Here is a 22,970-nt window from a genome sequence, read left to right as displayed (position 1 = left end):
TCTCGTCCGTCTGGAGTCATCGCATGTCTGGGCAGATCGCTCGCGAGGGAGAGGCCACCGGCCTCCCCGCGTGCGCTGCTGCCTCCGTGCGGTTGCGGCTGTCGGTGCGGGACCAGGCGTGGCTGGTGGTGCGGTGGACGCTGACGTTGGTCGGCGCGGTCGTCGTGCTGTGGTTCGGGTCGGCGTTTCTCGCCTCGCCCGCTTCGGCAGCGGTGGCGGTTCCGGCAGCGGCTCAAGGTGCCGTGCTGAAGGGAGGTACCAGCACGGGCGCCGAGAAGAAGCCCGGCGACAAGAAGAAGGACAAGAAGAAGTCGGGCAAGGCCGACAAGAAGAAGTCCGGCAAGGCGGACAAGAAGAAGTCCGGCAAGGCGGACAAGAAGAAGTCGGGCAAGGCGGACAAGAAGAAGTCGGGCAAGGCGGACAAGAAGAAGTCCGGCAAGGCGGACAAGAAGAAGTCCGGCAAGGCGGACAAGAAGAAGTCCGGCAAGGCGGACAAGAAGAAGTCCGGCAAGGCCGACACGAAGAAGCCCGGCAAGGCCGGCGTGAAGAAGAAGATCGCCGAGAAGAAGAAGGCCGTCGCGAAAGCGGTGAAGAAGGTCAAGGCGTCGATCGGTGCGGCCCGTGGCGAGAACGACGACTCCGTGGCCGAGGGAAAGCGCCAAGTGAGGCCCGCGAAGGCGAAGGCAGTCAAGCCCGCCGCTGCGCGCAAGAAGAAGCCGTCGGCCCCGACTGTTCGCGAAGCGATCACCAACGTTGTCAAGAAGCGGCCCGCCGCAAAGCGGAAGGGCATCGTCAACGAGGTCGCCCGCAAGGCCGCGGCGCGGGACATCAAGGCCGATGAGGTCGCGCGCCTGACCAACGTCGTGAACGACGTGATTTCGGAGCGGACGGACCGTGATCGGCGGCCGACCACCACCCCGTCCGCGAAGACGGACAATGCCACCGAGAAGTATCTGACGGCGCAGGTAAAGCTCACGCGGAGTGAGGCGGCGGTGGCCGCCGCCAAGAAGAAGGCCACCACGAAGGCGGGCAAGGCGAAGCTGCGCAAGATCGCCGCGAAGCACCGCTCCATCGATCAGGCCGCGGCGGTCGCCCGGCAGGACGTCGCCGACGACGACGCCGCCGCGGTCGACGAGGTCGTCGCCGGGCACGGTCAGGTGGCCCGATGGGAGACCCGGCTCGCGCGGGAGAAGAAGAAGGTGGGCACGGGCACCCTGACCCGAAGTGCCTACCGGACCCACACCTCGCAGTACAGGTCGTTGCGCGCCGGTGTCGCGGACGACACCGCGGACCTCCTGGACGCGAGCGACCGCGATCTCGACGTGCCCACCGAGCTCGACGACGAGGGCGCGACCGCGGGGTGCGCCGCGGGAGGTGCGTTCGTCGCGTGCGGTGCGGCGGCACGGTCGGCGGACGGCGACACCGCGGAGCAGTCCTGGATCGGCATCAACGGGCTGACGAAGCGCTTCCGGGTCACCGCGGACCTGGGCGGGTCGAAGGCCGGTGCGGCCTGCGATCTCGATGGCTGCTCGTCCCGGGCGCAGCGCGGCAAGCTCGTCTCGTCCGCGGCGTGCACCGGCGATCTGAGCGGGTGCACCCAGCGTGCGACCGCGACCGCGAAGCGCACCGAGTCGGAGTGCGGGATCGGGAACGGCCGGTGCGCGAGCGACAGCACCGGGCGCACCGATGCGGCCGAGCGGCTGGGCCTGCGCAGCGCCGCGCACGGTACGTCGAGCGCGCGCACCGCCTGCTCCGCCACCACCGGTTGCGATGTCGACACCTGGGTGGAGGTGGGCGAGGGCGCCGCGACGGCCACCACCAACGACACCACTGTGCGCGCCGGGCTCGACGTCGACTGCGCCACCGCCGGCTGCCGCGGCACCGGGGAGGTGCGCTCGACCGGCACCGCCGACGCCGCCCCGATCTACAAGAACGGCAAGAAGGTGGTGCGCTCCACCGCGGCCGCGCAGAAGTGTTCGGTCGCGGGCGGCTCCTGTGCCGCGCAGTCCGAGGTCGCGCTCCACCGTGAGGCCGTGCGCACCAAGACCGGCGCGCTGCGGCCGAAGTTCACCACGAACGTGGCCGCGCACGCCGATCTCGACTGCGCGACCGCCGGTTGCCTCTCGGCCTTGCGCGGCACCACGAGCGGCACCGCCAAGGGCGATGTGCGGGTCAAGTCCGGGATCGCCACGTCGAGCTGCATCGCGCAGAGCTCCGGTGCCACGTGTGGCGGCGACGTGAACACGGCCGCCAGCTACGGCACGAAGGGTGTCGCGGTCGTCAAGGCCACCGGGGACACCATGGGCACGTGCGCGAACGGCGACGTCCGCTGCACCGTCCAGACCGCCACCGGGGTGGCCGCCCGCAACGCCACCTACTCCAAGGAGTACCGGGGTTCGCGGGTGAGCGCCGAGTGCACGGTGGTGGGCAGCGGCACCTGCGGCGGGCACAGCACTTCGCTGGGCTCGTCCGCGAACGAGTACGCGGTGGCCGGCCAGCGGGGGGCCTCGACGGTCTCCACCTCCGACGGCTACCTGAGCTGCACCGGCGGCGCCGCCTGCGCGGGCCACGTCCGCACCACCTCGCAGGCCTTCGACGGCGCCGTGAACAACGGCGCTCCGGTGACCTCGACCGACCAGGCCTCCTGCGCGGGCACCGCCCAGTGCGAGGCGCGCTCGACGTCGACCGCCCTGTCGGGTCCGGGGGCGACCGCGATGCTCGCCAAGGACGGCTCGGTCAACCCGGCGCGGCTCGGGCACGGCCCGTCCGCGGCGTCCGCTGCGGGCGCGACGCTCACCTGCGCCGGCGCCGCGTGCGGTGACAGCGTGGTGCGCACCGCTGCCGGCGCCATCAGGCCCGTGGTGTCACCGGTCGAGCACGGCTCCTACGCCGTCGGCGGCTGTGAGAAGGTCTCCGGTGGCACCTGCACCGCGGTCATCAACTCGGGCTCCGCGACGGCGCCGAACGCGAACGAGATCGCCCCGATCATGACGGGCGCCTCCACCGACAACGCGACGGTCACCGAGGGCACGACGCAGGAGCCCGCCAAGCCGGGCACGCACAGCGCCACCCCGCTCGCCCCCACCGCGCCGGGTTCCTCGGCCGGCGGTGGCGCCCCGACCGTGTCGGGCGCGTCGAGCTGGGCGATGTCCGACGCCACCCTTGACTGCGCTGCGGGCATCCGCTGCTCGGGCCACGCCACGCACGCGGCCTGGGGTAGCCACACCCCGACCGACGGGAACGGCGCCGGGAGCGCCCGCGGCCCACCAGCCAAGTCCCTGACCTCCGCCACCTGTGTCAGCTCGGCCGGCGCGTGCCGGGTGACCGGGAGCTCCGCGGCGGGGACCGGCCAGGTCGTGGCCGACGTCATCAAGGAGCAGCGCAAGACGACCAAGCCGGTGAAGAACCCCCCGGCGCTCTGGTCGACCTCCTCTTTCTCCGGCGAGTGTGCAGGCCCCGGCTGCCGGGTCACGCTCACCGCGCAGGCCCCCGGCCACGCCCGTGAGACCGCGACCTGCACCGCAGGCGCCAAGGGCTGCAAGGCCGCCATCCAGGCCACCGCGTCCGGCGACGCGAAGACGAGCAACACCGGCGAGACCACCGCCCAGGTCTCCTGCCCCGGCACCGGCTGCCGCGCCGCGATCACCGGCGACGCCGCCCCGCACACAGGCCCGGAGAAGCGGCACAGCTCCACCACCGCGCACGGCGTCACCCGCTGCACGAACTGCAGCGCGCAGCTGACGGTGAACACCGCCCGCACGGCCACCAAGAAGGCCGCTTCCACGAGCGCGTCGATCACCGCGTCGTGCGAGGGCACCGGTTGCGCCACCCGCGCCTGGTCGCACACGTACACCAAGGGTGCCCCGGCGATCGCCCGCGCGACGGCCAAGTGCTCCAACAACACTGCGTGCGCGACTGCGACCGCCGGGTACGCGATGAAGGACGCGGTGCAGGTCAGCGCCGACTGCGAGGGCAACGGCTGCCGCGCCCGGCTGCACGGCCTTGCCCGCGACGGCGGCGCGAGCGCCCGCACCGCAGCGGGCTGCCGGACCGGCGCGACCGGGACCTGCCGGGTGACGGGTCAGGTCGGTGCCGCCGACGGCGCCGCACAGGCCGCCGCTTCGTGCGCGGGCAAGTCCTGTCACTACCGCGTGGTCAGCCGCGCGCACAGCGATACGGGCGCCCAGCACGCGAGTGCGTTCGGTGGCTGTGCCTCCCAGCGGGCGGGTCACTGCGCCACCAGCGCCTCGGCCAATACCGCGCCCGGCCAGGCGATGGCGGCGGCGTCCTGCACGGGCACCCGCAGCGCGCACTGCCGCCACTCCTACCGGGCCCGCGCCACCGCGGGCTCGGCCGGCGGCGCCGCCTACGCCACGGCGCGCGGCCACGGCGGGGGTCGACGCGGCCACGGCCAGGTCGCGGTCTCCGCCCAGGCGACGGTCGGCGCGGGCCAGGCGATGGCCGCGGCGTCCTGCCAGGGGAGCACGGGCACCCACTGCCACCACCACTACCGCGCCGGAGTCTCGGCGGGTGCCGCGAACGGGGCCGCGTCGGCCGGCGCGTCCGGCCACGGCGGCGGGCGGATGGGCAGCGGCTGGGTAGCGGTCGGCGCCACCGCGCAGGCCACCGGCGGCTTCGCGCAGGCCGGCGCCTCGTGCACCGGTAGCGCGGGCACCTCCTGCTCGCACTCCTGGTCGGTGACCGCATCGGACTACGCCTCCGCACCGGGTTCGTGGGCGTCTGCGTACGCGCACGACTCCGGAGGCGGCGGGATGGGGTCCGGCGGCGGCTGGGTGGCCGCGCAGGCCACGGCCGGTCCCGGGTACGCCCAGGCGAACGTGTCCTGCTCGAACCCGGCGCACTGCAGCAAGACCGCCACGGCGCACATCGAGTTCACCGCACACTGGACCACGCCCAAGACCTGGTTCGACCCGTTCCGCAAGTGGAGCCAGCACAAGTCGGGCACCTGCACCAGCTCCACCGGCTGCGGCGTCCACCGCAGCGGCAACGACGTCGGCTGCTCCGGCGACTGCTCGCGGCTGTCGGTGGTGACCGGGCCCGCGACCTACGTGAACATCGGCCTGTCCTACAAGCAGGAGTCGGTGCTGGCGAAGCTGAAGGAGATCGCGTCCGCAACGGGCTCGAAGCCGGACAGCAAGAAGCCGGGCATCAAGATGGCCGAGGACGGCGCGCCTGGCCAGGTGAAGGACGAGGAGTCCGGGGCGCGGGCCGGCATGACGGTGCCGGATGCGAAGGACGACTACGGCATCCCGGGCAAACCGGTCCGGAGCCGGTTCGTGGGTGCGAACGAGCCCGTCCCGGCCGATGCCAAGCCCGGTGTCGAGGTCGTGACCCCGAATGCGTGGTCGGGGGTCGTGACGTGCACCAAGGCGTGCTCGGAGGGTGAGAGGGGCGGCCCGCGGGCCTCCTACACGCCGAACCGCGGCAAGAAGACCTTCACGGTCTCCAACCCCGCTGTCGCGCCGAACAGCCAGGGCCCGGATCGGGCATCGAGCGAGTCGTTCGCGGGGATCAGCCGTGGCTCGTCGGGCAATGGCGTGATCACGGTTCGCGGCCGCGGGTCGCAGACCGACGGGGCGACCGCCTCGACGTTCAACTTCACGCACATCGCCCCGGACGTCACGAACTTCACGGCGCTGACCGACCGCAAGGGCTCCCCGGTCATGGCGCTCGACGCGGACGGAACTCCGGGCACCTGGAAGACCGGCCTCCCGAACGGTGCGGGCCTGATCACCGCCAAGGGCCGCCACGTGCCGAAGAGCAAGTTCGGCCGCGACGTCTTCGAGATCAGTGCGCCGAAGGTCAAGTTCGTCGGCCGGGACGGTACGGGCAGCCCCATGCGCCTCAAGTACGACGGCCTGGGGTACGTCCGCACCGCCGAGGGCTTCGAGATCTCCGGCCGGGCCGAGGACAAGACCCTCGAAGCCATGTTCCCGCGCGTGCCCGAGCGCGGCTACAACGACAGGGAAGGTAAGGCCAATCCCTCCGGCAACAAGGCCGGCCTGGGGATCCCCGACAGTGCCTACGACGACAAGATGGCCTCCGGCGCCGTCGACATCGTCACGAAGAAGGCCAAGGGCAGCAGCGGCGCCTCGATCGGCTTGGACGGTGTGGGCGAGGTGCACGCCCCCGGCGGCGTCGAGATCGACTGCGACGACTGCGCGGCCGAGCACGTGGTCGAGGCAAGCGGCAACCGGATCAACGAGTGTGTCGCGCACCGGGGCGGGAGCTGCACCGGCTCGGATGTCTGGGAAGGCAACGGCGGGAAGGACGTTCAGACCGTCACGACGGACCCGAACGCGGGTGCGGAGAACGCGTTCGTGCAGTTGCTGCGCCGTAAGGACGGCACCGGCGGCAGCGCGACCGTGTTCCTCAACGGCAAGGGTGATGCCTCGGGCCACGACGCCTACGGCCACGGGATCGTGAACTCGGGCCGGGGCGGCCGCACCGCGCTGATGTACGCGGAGCAGGACGGCTACGGCACCCGCTACTCCTGCCAGGCAGGCAACGGCGGCAGCTGCGACGAGTCGGGTTTCGGCAAGGCCGATCCCAAGGGCTATGAGGCTGAGTGGATCGAGCCCACCGAGGCGATCACCAGCGCATTCGGCCTGACGCAGAGCATGCATGACCGGGGCAAGGCTGTTGGGCGCCGCCTCGACGGTCTGGAGTACGAGGAATGGCGCACGGGCAAGGGCGCGAAGATCGCCGGCCCCTCCGAGGCTCTGATCGAGAAGGTCGTGAAGCGCGCCGAGCAGCGCAAGGGCGGCATGCTCACCCATGGCGAGGTGTACCGCATTGCAGCGGAGTACAACAAGATCGATGACCCGGTGATTCGCGCTCGAGTGGAGCGCGGCACGGACGCCATGGTGGATGCGGACACGTTCCGCCAGTTCGGGGACCCGAACGTCGACAGCGTCGCCGAGAAGGAGTTCGCCGGGGACGAGGACATGGCCCGCGAGGTCCTGGTCGCCATCGACCCGAACGGCATCGGGATGTTCGACAGCGACCCCGTCAAGGTCGCGGGGAAGGCCCTCACCGACCTGGAGAAGGACGCGCAGGCGGCCGCGGCCGTGGACTTCGACGATCTCACGGCGGCCCGCGAAGCGGTCGACCGGTTCGAAGCTCAGCTCCTGAAGAAGAGCAAGGACCTCGCCGCCGACGTCAAGTCCTACAAAGCGGGCGGCCCCGGTGACGCGGACGAACTGAACGCCCGGCAGACCGCATTGAACGGTGAGTACGCCGCGCTCGTGCGGAAGAGCGCGAAGACCGAGCTGGGTGGGGCCGACGACACACAGCGGTCCCGGAGCCGGCTGCGCGCATTGGACAAGGTGTTTGCGCAGCACATCGCAGACCCGGCGGTGCGCAAGGCGCTCGCGCGGAATCAGCGCAGCGACAACACGGTTCTCGGCCTTGGTGACAGGTTGCCCGGCCTCGGACCGAACGCGTCGGCCAAGGAGGCCGAGCGGTACGCCGATGCGCTCACCACGATCGTCGAGTTCACCGGGTTCGTCGGGCAGGGCTACGAGGCGGCGGCCGAGATGCCGCAACACCGGACGCTGTACGAGCCGCCGAAGATGGTGGCCGGCAACGCCGGTACCGGCGTGACCACCCCGGTCGGCATCGGCAACATGCGGCTGCCGTCCACGGGGTCGGCCGACATCGCGCTGGGGATGCGCGCGAAGCGCGCCCTCGACAGCGGCTGGATCGACCGGGCCGCCGACGACGCGCGCAGCCCGCTGGCGGGCCTGAACCCGGACGAACTCGTGTTCGCCGCCGCGACCTGGTCCTATGGCAAGGACAAGTCCTGGCACGACGTCGCCGCGCAGAACGCTGTCCCGCAGACCGCGAAGCAGCTGGTCGACGGCATGATCGGATGGTCGGAGCGGTTCACCCCCGGCGGTGGCCGGGACGCCGTCCTGAAGCAGTTCAACAGTGACTGGCTGGCCGGAGTTGTCGAGGACCTGCCTGCCGCTGAGAAGTCCAAGATCACGGAGATGGTCGGCGAGAACGACGACGACTTCATGTCCGGGTCCCGGAAGGTCCTCGATCTCGCGCACTGGCTCCCGGCCGAGGCGACCCGCCGCTACGACAAGCACATCAGCAAGTTCGGCGCCAGCACCGACGTGGACGCCACCATGCCCGCACTGCGCCGGGAGCAGCAGCGCAACAACACCTTCCGGGATGTCGTGACCATGGTGGCGGGCTCGGTCTCGCTGCCGTTCCTCGTCGCGGGCGGCGGCCCGATCGAGGCGCAGAACCACGGCAAGGACAAGATCGCGGCGATCGAGCACCGGGACGTCGGAGCGATGCTGGCGCCCCCGGGATACACGATGTTCGATCCGGGCGCCTCGTCGCATTCGCGGCTGCCGGACGAGTCGGACACCGACTTCTACAACCGGGTCTACCCGCTGACTGGTTCCATGATCCGGACCCCGCTGGCGAACATCGGCCACCGGTATCTCGGTGACGGCAGCGCGAAGGACGACTACACCAGGCACCCGCTGCTCACGGCGTTCGAGGACTCATTGCCGCTGACGGCGGTCGCCGCGCCGGTCGGCATGGGGCTGCGGTCCGGTGCGCGGAGCGCGACAGCGCAGGCGTCGCTGGCGGCCAAGGGGCTGGCCGCGATGAAGGGCAAGCCGCACTCCGCGGAGAACCTGAACACGGTCCGGGCGCTGCAGGACCGGCGTGACCGGGCGCTGCGGCGCGCGAATGCATTCGACACCGCCGCCACCGTCGCCGAGATCCCGGTACAGATCACGATGGCGCCGTTCAAGGTGCCGGGCTTGGCGGTCCGGGCTGCGGGCTCGCCCGGCATGCTCGCCGCGCCGCTGGCACGGAGCCTGCAGAAGTCGAGTGTGAAGCCGGGCCCACTGCGCTTCACGGTCAGCCGTGACGGCAGAGTAGCCGAAGTGCGCCGCGCGGACCGTTCGGCGAAGAGCGCCGAGCGACGCGCAGCCTGGGCGAGCAGGCTCGGACGGCTGGCGGAAGGCAGCCGGTCCTTGGTGTTCGACGGAATCGGCGGCCTGCCCACGGCGTACCGCAACCTCGCCGGCACCGGTGGCCGTGACCCGTTCACCCGTCGCAGTCCGCACTCGCTGCGGACCGACACCGACGAAGCCGTCGAGGCCTACGCCGTCGAGCGGTGGGCCGAACTCGAGCAGCAGAACCGGGCCTACGAGCGGGAACACGGCGTCACCGACCCGGTGCTCGAGGCCAGGCGCGACCGGATCGAGCGCTCGTACCTGGACATCACGCAGCATCGCGCGGCTGACCGGGCACGCGGTGCGGCCGCCCAGCGCGACCTGGCCGCCCGGATCGTGCTCGCGCACAAGGCCGGGGAAGCGAAGAGCGTTGCGCAGTTGGCCAAGGAGCTGAAGGTCAGCGAGGCCGAGATCCGGGACGCGGTGCTGCGTGAGTTGGCCGATGGCGGCACCGGCTCGGGGTCCCGGCTGGGACACCGGCCCGCTGTGGACGGTTCACCTGCCGTGGGGCGGCGTGCCGGCGAGAGGACCGGTGGGGCCAAGGAACGGCAGGTCGGCCGGGAGCAGGAGCTCGTCGACGCCGCCGAGGCGTTCATGCGGCTCGACAACAGCCGGGTGGGGCTGAACGAGATGGCCGCGCAGTTGGGGGTGTCGCGGCGGCAGTTGCTGCGCGCGTTGGCGAACCAGCGGTCGGGCCTCGTGGAGGTCGGGTTCGACGGCACGGGTCGCCGGGTGGTCGGTCCGACGGGCACGGTGAGCTGGAGCAACCCGCTGCACTGGACCGACGAGCCGGTGGCCTCGCCCGCGCAGCGCAAGCTCGCCGACGACGCCGACCAGGCACTGAACGAGGCCAAGCCGGTCGAGCAGCTCGCGGACGAGCTCGGGATGTCCCCGGAGGAGCTCTCCCAGGCCCTGCGCAGTGACGAGATGGATCGGATCGAGGCCGGAGACACGGCCCGCTTCGAGATCGTCACCGACAAGGACGGCAAGCGGTGGGTGCAGCGGCCCGGCGGCACGATCAAGGGTGAGTCCCGGTCGCTGGCGAGCGAACTGCGTCCGATCAAGGACCTGGGCGAGGAGCAGCAGGACAAGCTGGGCGCACGCGACAAGGCCAAGGACGCCGTTCACCAGGCCAGGAGAGAACGGACCGTTGCCGCTGCCCGGCGGGCCGGTGCCACCTCGAAGGAGGGGAAGGCCGCCGCCCACAAGGACTGGAAAGCCGCTGACGAGAAGGTTCGAAAGGCCGAGGAGCAGTACCGGAAGGCCGTCGAGGAGTACGACGCCGCGCTGTGGGACCTGGAGAAGCAGCAGCTGCTTCGCGAGAAGGGCGTGCTCGCCGAGATCGACAACATCCGTGCGGCGTGGGCCGCTCTTGCGGAGGACCCCGCGGCCTACCGCGCGCTGCGGGACCGGGCGCAGAGCGGCGAGAAGCTGAGTGACGCCGAGTACTTCGCCCTGGTCGCCGAGGGTTTGCGGCGGACAGCGGGGATGGAGCTGTACGACGTGCAGCTGGCCGGGGCCATCCTCCTGGGCCGCGGGCGCATCGTGCAGATGAAGACCGGCGAGGGCAAGACGATCACCGGTGCGGTCGTGATGTTCAAGCAGGCCTTCGAGAACCGCGGTGGCGGGGTGCACCTGTACACCCGCGACATCCAGGGAACCCTCGACGCGGCCAAGGTCTACAAGCCGCTGGCCGACGAGCTGGGTCTGACGGTCGGGATCGTGCGCGGCCGGGGCCAGTCCATGGGCACGCTGAAGAACGTCTACCGCAGCGACGTCGTGATCGGCGAGGCCAAGGACCACCCGTTCCGGAAGATGTACGACGAGGACCTGGGCGTGCAGATCCAGGACAAGCACAAGTTCTACCTGGTCGACGAGGCCGACGAGCTGATGCTCGACGACGGCCGCACCGCACTGCGGATCGCCGGCTCCCTGCCGGACGCCCTCACCGATCAGGTCAACTGGGCCCGCGAGAAGCTGCCGGAGCTGCAGCGGAAGGGCCTCATCGGCAATCACGTCGGCGGGTGGACGACGATCACCCGTGGGAACCGCCGCAAGATCGCTGATGCCCTGGACCTGCCCGAGCTCACCGACGAGATGGTCCGCGATCTGGAGACCGCCGCGGACGCAGACCGGATGGTCTTCCGTGTCGACTACGTGGTCCGGCGGCGCAACGGCGAGCGCGTCACCGACCTGGGCGCGGTGCGCCGCCCGGACGGTTCGCTCGAGGACGGCCTGGTCGTGGAGATCCACGACGGGCTCAAGGGCCGGTCCCTCGAGGGACAGAAGTGGGAAGGCGGACTGCACCAGGCGATCGAGGCCAAGCACGAGCTGCCGATCTCGGCGCCGCAATACACCAAGTCCTCGACCACGATGAAGGAACAACTGGCGCGTTACGACGACGGTGCGGGCATGACGGGTACCGCCCTGCCGGTGTGGGAGCTGTTCGGCACGCACTACAAGAAGACGGTCGTCGAACTGCCGACGAACCAGCGGCGCCAGCTGCGCAAACTCCCGGTGCGGGTGTTCATCCGCCATGAGGTGAAACTGCGGGCGCAGGCCGACGAGGTGGCCGAGCGGATGAAGGCCAACCCGCATTCCGCCGAGCTGATCAACTTCTCGACGCCGTTGGAGGCCGAGCAGTTCGCCGCGATGCTGCGGGAGGACGTCGAGGTCAACGTTCTGAACGCGCTGGAAGAACGCATCTGGTCCGAGGAGGAGGTCGTGGCGGCCGCGGGTCGGGAAGGCACGGTGACCGTGGCCACCAACCTGATGGCCCGAGGCACCGACATCAAGATCACGCCAGGTGTGCGGGACGTGGGCGGCTTGCGGGTCACCGTGTCGAACATGTTCGAGACCGAGCGGGGCATCGACCAGAACTTCGGGCGCGCCGGACGGAACGGCGATCCAGGTGCCGCGCAGCTGTGGCTCTCGCTCGAGGATCCGGTCGTGCAGCGGAATCTCGGATGGTTCATGACGTGGCGGCTCAAGCAGTACCGGAACCGGGACGAACTGCCGTTGGCGGTGGCGAAGAAGGTAGTCGAGCGTGTCGTCACGAAGGCCACCAAGAAGCACAACAAGCAACTCGACCGCGCGCTGAACGGCAAGATCCGGTCCCGCTACGAGCGGTCCGTCTCGCGCACCGCTGACCCGGCGCTGCCGACGGACGTGAGCGCCCCGGTCACTCCACGACAGCAGGCGATCCGTACCGCAGCAGGCGATGTCCACGCTGCCGCACGGCGCTCGGTCGCCGCCCGGACCGACCTGGTGTGGGCGTCCCGGACCGGCGTGAACGCGGTCGGCGCCGCCGCCGAGTTCACGGCCGCGGAGGCCGCGCTCGCCGAGGCCCTCGCTGCCTACCGCAACGTGGCCGGCCCCGGGTCCGCGCAGTCCGACCAGCGGGCGGCCACCGGCCGGAACCGCCGCACCGCCGCCGAGCTCGGCATCGGACCGGACGCGATCGCGAACGTCGAGGAGCTGATCGCCGCAGGTGACCATGCCGGCGCGGCGGCCGCCTTGCAGCGGCTCTCCGACGGCCTCCGGGGTGTCGACCGCGATCCGAACCAGCAGTGGGGCGCCGCCCAGGATGCCGAGATCGCCGCGCAGCAGGCGGCCGTGGCCCAACAGAGCCTCGCCGGCGCGGGCGAGTCCATGGAGCAGGAGGGACGCGACTTCCAGCACCAGGCCACCGTGGTGGCGATCACCCGGCTGGCGGCGCTGATCGCCGTGATGCCCGACGGCGTGACCGGAGTGGCCGGCCCGAGGCTCCGGCTCCACGAGGGCACCGCGGGAGTGGCGGCGGCCGAACGGACGTTCGGGGAGCGGGACGCCGCCGTCCGCAAGACCGTCGCCGACGCCCGGAACGCCAAGATGGTCGAGCTCGAGGCGCGCGGGATCGACCCGGCAGGTGAGCAGGGCATCGAGGAGATGGCCGCGTGGGAGGAGGGCCTGCTCGGCCGGCTGGCCCTGGCCCTCGGCACCGATTTCGACACGGTGGCGGACATCGTGGCGGGCGAGGCGCTGTCGGACCCGCAGACCGGGCTTCCGGACGGAACGTCCGCCGAGCGGCTGGACTGGTTGCAGGAACAGAACGAGGCCTGGCGCGGCGACGACCCGGTGGCTGCTCGAGAGCAGCTGGAGCGGGCAGTCTTCGAGGCTGCCGCGCGGGACGGGATGCCCGTGGAGCGGATCGCGGGCCTCACCGGGCTCACGGTCGACGAGGTCGAGAAGATCGTCGCCACGCAGCTGCTGCGGAACGACCTTTCCACGCAGAGGGCGAAGCCCGTCTGGACGCAGTTCGCGGCTGGTGTCAGGGCGCTGCAGGAGGGCCTGGACGAGAAGGGCAGGCAGGAGCTGTACCGGTGGCTGGCCGCCGAGCTGGGGATCTCGACCGAGGATCTGATCGCCGTGCTCGACGCCGTGGGCGACGACATTCCCGCCGACGACCGGTACACGGAGCTTGCCGACGCGGACACGCCGTTCGAGCAGCGGCGGACGAAGCTCGTGGACGCCGTCAGGAACGCGCACTTCACGGCGATGCTCATGGCTGAGGAGAAGATCGCAGAGCTCGCGGCGCAGAACTCGCCCGAGCTGCTGAAGGCGCTCCGGACGGCGCGGGACAACGGGTTGACCGCCGAGGAGATCGCCGAGATCACCGGCCTGAGCGTCGACCGGATCACCGCGCTGATCGACGGGACGGGCCTGGGAGACGGGGCCGGCCCCGAGGACCGGTTGACGCAGGCCGTGAAGCCGCTCGATGACGAGGTCCGGTCGTGGCGTGAGCGCCGGACGGACGCCGACGGGAAACTGGACGCGGCCAAGGCGCGCCGGGACGACCTGCGCAGGCGCGGGATCCGGTGGCTCTTCGCCGGGCTCACGTTCGCCTCGGAGCGGGAGCGGCTCGCCGCGATCCGGCAGGTGGCCGACGCGGTCGGGCTGCCGTTCCCGGTCGTGGCCATGATCGTGCAGACGCCGGGGTCGGCCGACGCACCAGAGCTCGGCCCGGCCGCCGGCACGTTCGGGCAGCGGCTCACCGGCCTGAAGCTCGTCGTCGACCTGGCCGACCGCGAGGTCCTGCGCGCTGCCGTCGACGAGCGGGTCGCCGAGATGCGCCTGGAGCAGCTCGCGAAGCAGCGGCCGAAGCGGCTGGCGGTCCCGGTGTGGCGGGCGCACAACGCCGAGCTCGCCACCGACCGGATCGTCGAGATCACCGGCCTCACCGACGAGCAGGTCGCCGAGATCGTTCGGGATGGCGCGGCGGGCGAGGCGCGCGTCGCGGCCGGGCGGGCGGCGGATGCCCTCACCGCGGCCGAGCAGGAGCGGGAGGCTGCGCAGCGGGAGCTGGATGAGGCCCGGGACGGCGTTCGGGCAGCTCTCGCCGCGGACGTGCTGTGGGCGCATCTGGCCGGTCTCTCCGAGAAGGAGATCCTGCAGATCACCGGCATGTCGCCGGAGCAGCTCGAACAGGTCCTGCGCGCGCTCCCCGGCGACGGGGCTCCCCGGCCGGCCACCGACGACGAGCGGGCGGCCGCCGCGCGCAGGCTGCGGACTGCGACGAAGGCCGCGCAGGCGCCCGTCGTCGAGGCCGAGGCGAGGTGGGAGACGGCCGCGGCTGCCGAGGATCGAGCGCGGAAGATGCTCGACGGGGATGAAGGGCAGGCTCGGGCCCAGGAGGAGCACGACGCGCTCGCCCGGCTGCTCAGCGACTACGCCGAGGTGGGCGAGCCGCAGGCCCTGGCTCCGGCCGTGCGTGCCGCCTACCAGGGCGGGCTCACCGTCGACGAGATCGGCGAGATCACCGGCCTCGACCAGGACAAGGTCGCGGCGCTCGTCGCCCGCAGCGATGCCCCGAGCCCGCCCGTGAGCGATGAGGAACGCGCTGCGGCGAAGACCGCGCTGGCCGAGGCCAACGCCTTCGAGGAGGAGCAGTACCAGGCGCTGCGCACGGCGTACCAGGACGCGGTCGTGCGCCAGGCTGACGACGGCGCCGGCAGCCGCTCTGCTCCTGTCGCGCCGGATGCGACAGGGGAGAAGGCCGACCAGGCGAGGGACGAGGCGGATACCGAGGTTCGCGACCCGGGCATCGCCGCGCTGTTCACCGACCCCGCGCCGGCCGGCGTCGACGGAGCTGCCTCACCGACGGCCCCGGATGAGCATCGTCAGGGACGTCCCGCCTCGCCGGTGACGGATGACGAAAGCAGGTCCGGTCGTGGGGGCGCGGACGCGTCGGGCGTCGGTCCCGGGCCGGGGGGTACCGGGGCCGGTGGTGCCGTCGCCGCTGCCGAGGCCGAGTTGAAGGCCGGGGTGCAGGCGGAGCGCGAGGCGAACCGTGCGGCCCTCAGAGCGGAGTACCGGGCCCGGAAGGACGCTGAGGCTGCGCGGGCAGTGGCGACCTCGGACAGCGATCCGGGCGTGCAGGCCGCCGAGAAGGCCGAGCGTGAGGCAGCCGAGGCACTGGACAGAATCCAGGAGTCGAAGGAGGAGAGGCTCGCCGGATTGATGCGGCGTGCTGATGCTGCGGGTGTTCCGCGCGACGTCATCTTCGACATCGTCTCCACCATCACCATCACCAGCATCACTGCCCAGCAGATGCAGTCGATCTTGGATGGCCCCGAGGGAGGCAACAACGGCGGCGCCGTCTCGACGACTGCGGGCACCGGAACGGACGCCCGATCGCGCCGCGGTGCGGGCGGTGTGTCGCCGGATTCGACGAACGGCGACCAGGTTCCCGACCTGTCAGGGATGGACCGCGGCGCCGTCCGTTTCGAAGTGGCCTCGGCCTCGGCCAAGGTCGAGTATAGGTTCATCGATTTGAGGTCCACGGCGTCCGACCGCGGAGATGCGCTGGCGCCGCAGATTCGGCTGGCCTACGCGAATGGTGTGACATTCTACCGGATCTCGTTGATCACCGAACTCTCACATAAGGAGATCAAACGGATCGTTTCCGACGTCGAGCCGGCTGAACAGGGGGACGCCTCAGCTGCGCTCTCCCAGCTGAGAAACGCATACCGGCAGTGGGAAGAAGACCATTTGGACGTAGCCGTCTCGAACTGGTTGGCCGCGCGCCGGTGGCGGAACGCAGTGATGCTGGCTGCGTTGGAGGCCGGCTACCAGCCTGGTGAAATAGCGAAGTTCGGCCGCATGACGCTCGATGACGTGCTGTGGATCTTGGGCGAGGAGAACAGGCGGACCCTGGGCATCGCCGGTCCGGAAAGCCGCTCGGCCGGCCCCGGCAACAGCAGCGGCGACACCTGGTCCCCCAGGGACTTCATGTACCTCGGCTACCCGCTGCAGCCCATAGAGCGCCGGTTCCCCACCTGGATTGCCGTGGGCGAGCCGGGCGTCGGTTCCGTACCGTCCGGCACCAACGTGCTGTCCGGGGCAGCGCAGGATGCGGGCTCCGGGACCGACGGCGGTGCCGGTGGCGCGAAGTCCGATGTCCCCGGCGAGGCCCCGATCGCTCCGGCGGAGGTCGCGGACAAGGCTCCCGCCGAGCCGTCGGGGAAGGGCTCGGCGGCCGAGGTCGAGGCGAGGGCGCACGGCCCACCATCGCCGCTGACCGAGAACGACAACTGCGTCTGCGAGATCGAGGCGCGATTCGACGCGGCCGACCAGGCCATGGTCGACCTGAACGCCCTTCCGCGTGCGAAGCCCGAGGACCAGCAGTCCTACGCGGTGCGCACCCGCCTCGAAGAGAAGTGCAACGGCACGTTCCAGCGGGCGTCGAAGACTGAGCTGGACGAGTACCTGCCGAACGGCGAGGTCGGCACGAAGGTCGCCGTGTGGACGTGGGACAAGGACCACCGCGGCCGGTCGCACCTGATCTACGGGGAGCTGACCCCGGGCGGGATGCGCTACTACGACGGCGACCAGGTCCTGACCGAGGCGCCTGTGAACACGCGGGCAGCCCTGGTGGCGGGCATGCGCCGCGACCAGGCCCCGATCCTGGACCTGCCCGAGTACGTCGGTGCGAGGGACAAGGACGACCGGCGCGAGCCCGAGATCTCAGCCATTCACGCTGCCGCCCGGCCGGAAGCTACGGAAGCCGAGATGGAAGCCGGGAAGCAGGCCGCCGGCGAGCTCTACCTTCGCCACCGTGACTCCGCGCTCGCGGCGGCGCGCAGCCACGGACGGGCATCCGATATCGAGGACGTGGTCTCCGAGGCGTTCGTCCGAGTCCTCGAGCAGCTGCGCCGTCCCGACGGCATGCGGATCGACAGTGTCCGCGCGTACTGGGCCACCGCGGTTCGCAATCAGATCACCGATGTGTGGCGCAAGTACCGCCAGCGTGAGGTGTCGTTGGTCAATGACACCGATATGGAGTGGAAGCACGGTGATCTGGCGCCGGACTCAGCCGACTCCTACGTACGGGAGCTGGACGGGCAGTGGGCGAAGGCCGCGCTGGAGGTCCTGCCGAACGAGGACCACCGGAAGGTCCTCGAAGAGACCATCATGAAGGGCCGGAAGCCGGCCGAGATCGCCGCCGAGTTCGGCCGGAGCCCGAGCGCGGTCTCGGCGTTGAAGTACCGGGCACTCCAGGAGCTGCGCAAGGCGTATGACGAACGGCAAGGATCGGAGGTGATCGATGAAGAATGCACGGCGTGCCGCAGCATGATCCCGGCACTGGTGCACGGCAGCTTGACCGAATGGAAGATCAGGATGGCCAAGCGGCACCTACGAGGATGCTCGGCCTGCGCGGAGATCCGCATTTCTCACCTGGCGCTGGCGATCCCTGCCATCACGGTCCTGACCGGTGGCAACGGATTGATGGCGGCGCTTTCGCCGAGCCCCGCGGTCGTGGTGGTCACGCTCGCTGCAGTGGTGGTGGCGGCCACTGCCGGGTGGCGCTGGTTGCGGCCGATGGTGCACGGGCGCGCGGAGCGAGCCCCACCTGCCGCCGACGGCGCACCCGCTACGCGTCCTTGGGAACTGATGTGGTCGCTGATCGAGGAGCGGCACCCTCAGTACATCTCGGTCTCCGTTCCTGACGAAGGTCGCGACTCCTTCGTTCTGATCGTCAAGGATCGTGCCGGGGAATTCGTGTACAAGTGGTCTACTCCGGCGAAGATCGATTACGAGGTGCTGGTGCACGCCGTCGCCTCGGCAATCCGGGCGCCGGTGGCTCCCGTGCTGAGGCTGAACGCGAACGTCATCGTCATGCCGAAGCTGGCGGGGCGCACGGCAACAGAACTGAACGTGTCTTACGGGGAGATCCTCTCCCGGGCGCTGGAAACCCAACCCGGTAAGCGTCTGATCCTTCTTGACCGAGTGGTCGGGAACGTGGACCGGTCCTTCTCCAATCTGATTGTTCAGGCTGGGGAACGGTCCTGGACGTTCGTTGGCATCGATCACGCGTATACGTTCAGGCACAGCCCGTTCGCGGCCTCTCCGTGGCATCTCGCTGATCCTCAGCTGAGCCGGGCGGACATCTTTGACGCGAAGCGTGCGGTCGAAGCCCTCGAGCACACGGCCTTCGATCGGTTCCCGAACGAGTACGCGTTCATGATGGCGAGCTTCGATGAGTTGCTCGCCGATGGCGACGAGGCTCGCCTGGTGCGGCCGTTCCGCGGAACGCTGGAGATCGTCAAGTCGTGGCTCCGCCGGAGTGGCGACCACGGCGGTAGGTTCGGTTCGCTGGCGCTGCCGTTCGCGATCAGTGCGTGGGCGCCGATCAACGGACCTGGTTTCGCGCAGGCCATGGCGCATGCGGTGCCGCTGGTGGTTGTTCTGGCGGTGGCGGCCGGGTGGCTGTGGATGCGGCCGGTGGTGCGCGGCTGGGCGAACCTTGCCCCGCCTGCTGGGGTCTGGCGGGCGGTTCAGGCTTCGGTGTTCGTCGGTTTCACGTTGTTCGTGACCGTGCTCGGGGTGGGCCCGGCGTACGGCGAGCAGGGAGCCGCTGCGGCGGGTCAGATCGTATCGGTCCGGCACGGGCAGGACCGGGTGGCGTTGTGGCACCAGGTCGACGACCTGGCGGACCGGACCGAGGCCCTCGAGGTCCAGTCGGGCCTGAACGATCCGCTGTTTCATGCCGTCCACGAAATCGACGAGGCCGTGCGGCAGTTCTCCCACGGGACGGATGACAAGCGGGCCGGGCAGATCATGGACAAGATCCCTGGGATCTCCGGGCGCTGGGCGCCCGTGCGCGATCTGCACACGACTGTGCTGACGCTGCGTTCGAACCTGGATGACATGCCCGTCGCGGAGGGGAAGAGGCGCCTGGCGCGGCTCGAGTCCCGGTTCGGCGAAGTGTCGACGATGGCGCCGCAGTTGCGCGCATCGCTGCCCGAATCTCGGAAGCAGCTGGATGCGGTCACCGACGAGTGGGAGCAGTTGGCTGCCGAATGGGTGGCGGCCCATGACGCGGAACGGGATCGGCTCGTCGCTCGCGCGGAGAAGGTGGCACGGAGAGCCGACGCCTGGGCCGACTTCTACGCAGAGATCCTTTCCGTGAAGGACAGGGCCTATGAGGTTCGTGAGGCGGCAGACAGCCTCACCAACGACGGTGACGACGAAACCTGGCGGATCAGGCGCGACGCCGACGGTCTCGGGGACCGTCTCCTGGTCCTCGCGACCATCGGTGAAGACACTCCCGCGTACCGCGAGCACGCCTTCGCACGCGTTCATCTCCTGAAGCACGGGCCGGACACCGACTTGGCCGGGGCTCTTTCGGACCAGGCCGTCCTCCTCGGATTCGAGGAGGACAAGCTGGACCGGCTCGAGCAGTCCTCCGCCGGGGTGCGCAGCGAGACCGAGGAACTGCGCCGCCAGTTGCAGCGCCTGGAAACGCAGCTGGACGAGCGCCGGCAGCGCCATGAGCGGGTTGAGCGGATCACGCACTTCGCTCGGACGTGGTGGCCTGTGGTTGCCGGCGTGGTGTTTGCGGCGGTTCAGGCCTTCGTACACAGAAGAACCGTTCCCGACGCGCTTCGACGACTGGTGACCAACACTGCGGTGAGCCTGGCCAAGCACCCGGAGCTGAGCGCGAGTGGATCCCGGCTGCGGAGAGCGTGGGCGCTGCTCGGGTTCATCTCCCGGGTGCCGGGGCTGCGCGGGTTCATGAACGCCGACCGCTTGCGTCAGATGTTGGCAACGGCCGAGGTGAACCGGATCGCTGCCGCGGCGACCGGTGGCGTGATCGACTGGAATCGGGTGTGGGCGTTCCTCCCGCTGGCGGCCGCCGGCTACGGCCTCCCCTACTACGCCGCGAAGCTGCCTGCCGAGGCAGGTGCGGCGGGTGCACCGAGCTTCGCGGTTCTGCGGACGGTGCTGGAGGCCAGGAATCTGGCGATGCCGGCCTGGCTCGACAAGACGAAGTGGTCGTTGATGCCGGCCGCCACCCGTAGCGCGATCGTCTTGATGGCCGCCGAACGAGTTCTCGGGGATCGGCTGATCAGGGCTGACGGTCCGGACCGGTTGATCGAATCGGTCCAGGAGATCCTCTCCGGGATCAAGGATCCGGAGGCGCGGAAGCTGGACCTGGCGTTCGTCGATCTCGGCCTCGACCTGCTGGGCGCGAACGGCGTGTTCTCCCCGTGGGTGTTCGACCCGGCGAGCCTCCGGAGCGAGGGGCTTCGGCAGCGCATCGAGCGGGCGGTGCAGGACCGCACGGTGGTGGGCACCGCACCGCGGGGCGGCGGTTCGTTCGGCGCGCTGGCGTCGTTGGCGGTTGCGTCGTCGATCGGGGGCCAGGGGATCGCGGGGGTGCCGGCGGTCAGCGGTCTGCCCGTCGCCGTCATGACCGGCGTGGCCGTGGTGCTGGGGCTGGTCGCGGTCGGGATCGGGGTTGTGGTGCTGGTGCGTGGCCCCCCGGCGGCGGGCCGCGTCCCGCCGACCGAGAACGCAGTCGGGCACGGCGGGACGGTCCCGCTTGCCCTCTCAACAGGAGGTGCGTCGTGGAAACGACCGTTCAGTACCCGCTCTTCCAGGAGCCCCAGTGGCCCGGCGACGGCGCGGGGCGACGCGTTTGTGCGCTCCCCGGCTGCACCGAAGCTGTCCCCCTCCACCCAGGAAACGAGCGGACCGTCCGTTACTGCTGCCTCCAGCACCGACGCGAGTCCCGCAACCGCCGCAGCCGAACCCGCTCCGACCGCGGCTGACCGGAGGTGGGAGAGCCTCCGTCCGGCCACGGATGACAACTACGGTGCAGCCGTTGTGCGCGCGGCGGTTGGGGTCGGTCGGTGGATGGAGCGGCTGATCAGGGAGCGCGGTCCGCCACTCGCTGCGAGTGCCGCGGCGCTGCTGGCGGCCTCGACGCTGGTACTCGGCATGCCAGCGCGGGCCACGGCGATCGAGGGCGGGGAAGCTGCGCAGTCGACGCTGTGGGTGGTCAAGGTTCAGACCGAGTCGGGCTCCGGCTCCGGCACGCTGATCGCCCCGGGGTGGGTGCTGACCGCCCGGCACGTCGTGGAGGGCCATGAGGGTGATCTGTTCGTCGCGGGCCACGGCCGGGCTGCCGAGGTGCACGTCCATCCGGTGGCCGACCTCGCGCTGGTGGGCCTGGATGAACCCGTCGACTTCGGGAAGCAGGTGGACTACCCGCGGATCGCGGCCGGTGCCCCGCCGGTCAGCGCCGGGGTCAAGACCTACGGGTGGGGGCGGACCGGCGACGGCGAGCTGAGCTCCTCCGCGCGGGTCGCGGTCGGTCAGGTCTTCCGCCATGACGTGACCGAAGGCGGCGAGTACCCGGGCTCACGTGTGGAGCACATCCAGGGGATCGACGGGTATGTGCGTCCGGGTGACAGCGGTGGGCCGGCGGTCGCCAAGTCCGGCGACGGGCCGGTCGTGGTCGGGGTGACTAGTGGAGCCGCCATCAGCATCCACGAGGTGGTGAGCGCCGCGGCCTACCGGGAGTGGATCGCGGCGACCGTGGGCAGCCGGGCGGTGCTGGAGCCGCTGAGCTGGACGGATCGCCTGCGGAAGCGGGTGTTCTCGGTGCCCGCGCCGGTGTGGATCTCGCTCGTTGCGGTGATCGCGGGGGCGGTCGCGTTCCCGTCGTGGCGGGGGCGCAAGTCCCGGGCCCCCAGGCGCCTGGACGGCCGGTGGCGCGACCACGTCGGTCCGCTTGACGGGCCGCTGACGTTCCGGCCGGACAACCGGCATGGGCTGGCCGAAGCCGAACAGGCCCTGGTCGAGGAGTTCCTCCTGGCCATGCCGGAGTCCGGCGGGGAGCCCGAGTACGCCGACGTCCCGCACCACGGGCGGGTGCCGGTGCGGTACGACATCGACTTCGATGCCTCCGGCGTGCTGGACGTGTACGGCTACACGCTCACTCGCAACGGCGAGACCACGATCTACATCGGTCGGAACGTCCCCGCGGAGTTGCGGGCGGCGGTGCTGGAGTACGAGGTGACATTCCGGGTCGGGGGCACGCTGTCGGGCCGGATCTCCGCCGCGAACCGGATCTTCGCCGGGCGGCTCGAGGCGGCGGACGGCGAGGTCCGGGATCTTGTGCACGGGCCCCCGTACCTCTACCTCGGCCGTGCTGATCAGTCCGATCGCATTGTCGCGGGGATCGTCTACAGCAAGGGCTCGCAGCGCTGGTCCGTGCACGACTACGGGTCGGCCGGCAGCACCTACGTCAACCGCGAGAAGGTCGAGACGGTGCGGCCCCTGGTGAATGGCGACCGCGTCACCACCAGGGACGAGCGGGGCGAGGTCCACTCGGTGACCTTCCGCGGTGCGCCGTTCCGCGGCCCGGAACGCGAGGAGCCCGAGCCGCGGGCAGTGGCTGATCTCCGGGCCGCTGTGCGCCAGGTGGACGAGATGTTGGCGCAGCGGCTCCGGGAGGCTTCGGGGAAGGTCCGCGAGGCGGAGGTCAACCTGGCGGAGGCCGAGCGGATGTTCGCTCTGGCCAACGCAACGGCGGGCGTGTCCTCCCTTGCCCAGGGCTCTGAGGTGCGGCGGGAAGCCCAGGTGGCGGCGGCGCGGCTGGACGATGCCCGCGTGGCGTTGGCCCACGCCATGGCC

General features: G+C 70.8%; 1 protein-coding gene (only partly in view). It reads left to right on the top strand.

What is annotated here, in order from left to right; all coding sequences use genetic code 11:
- Positions 1-23: 23 nt before the first annotated feature.
- A protein-coding gene (locus CFP66_RS10760; protein ID WP_094922694.1) for a sigma-70 family RNA polymerase sigma factor crosses the window boundary here: on the top strand, positions 24-22,970 show its beginning. The gene runs 23,937 nt beyond the window's last position; only the first 22,947 of its 46,884 coding nucleotides appear in the window; it begins with the start codon at positions 24-26; its stop codon lies off the right edge, out of view.

The sequence above is a fragment of the Pseudonocardia sp. MH-G8 genome (assembly GCF_002262885.1).
In the GTDB taxonomy this organism is placed as follows: domain Bacteria; phylum Actinomycetota; class Actinomycetes; order Mycobacteriales; family Pseudonocardiaceae; genus Pseudonocardia.
This window is presented reverse-complemented; position numbering and strand designations above follow the sequence as displayed.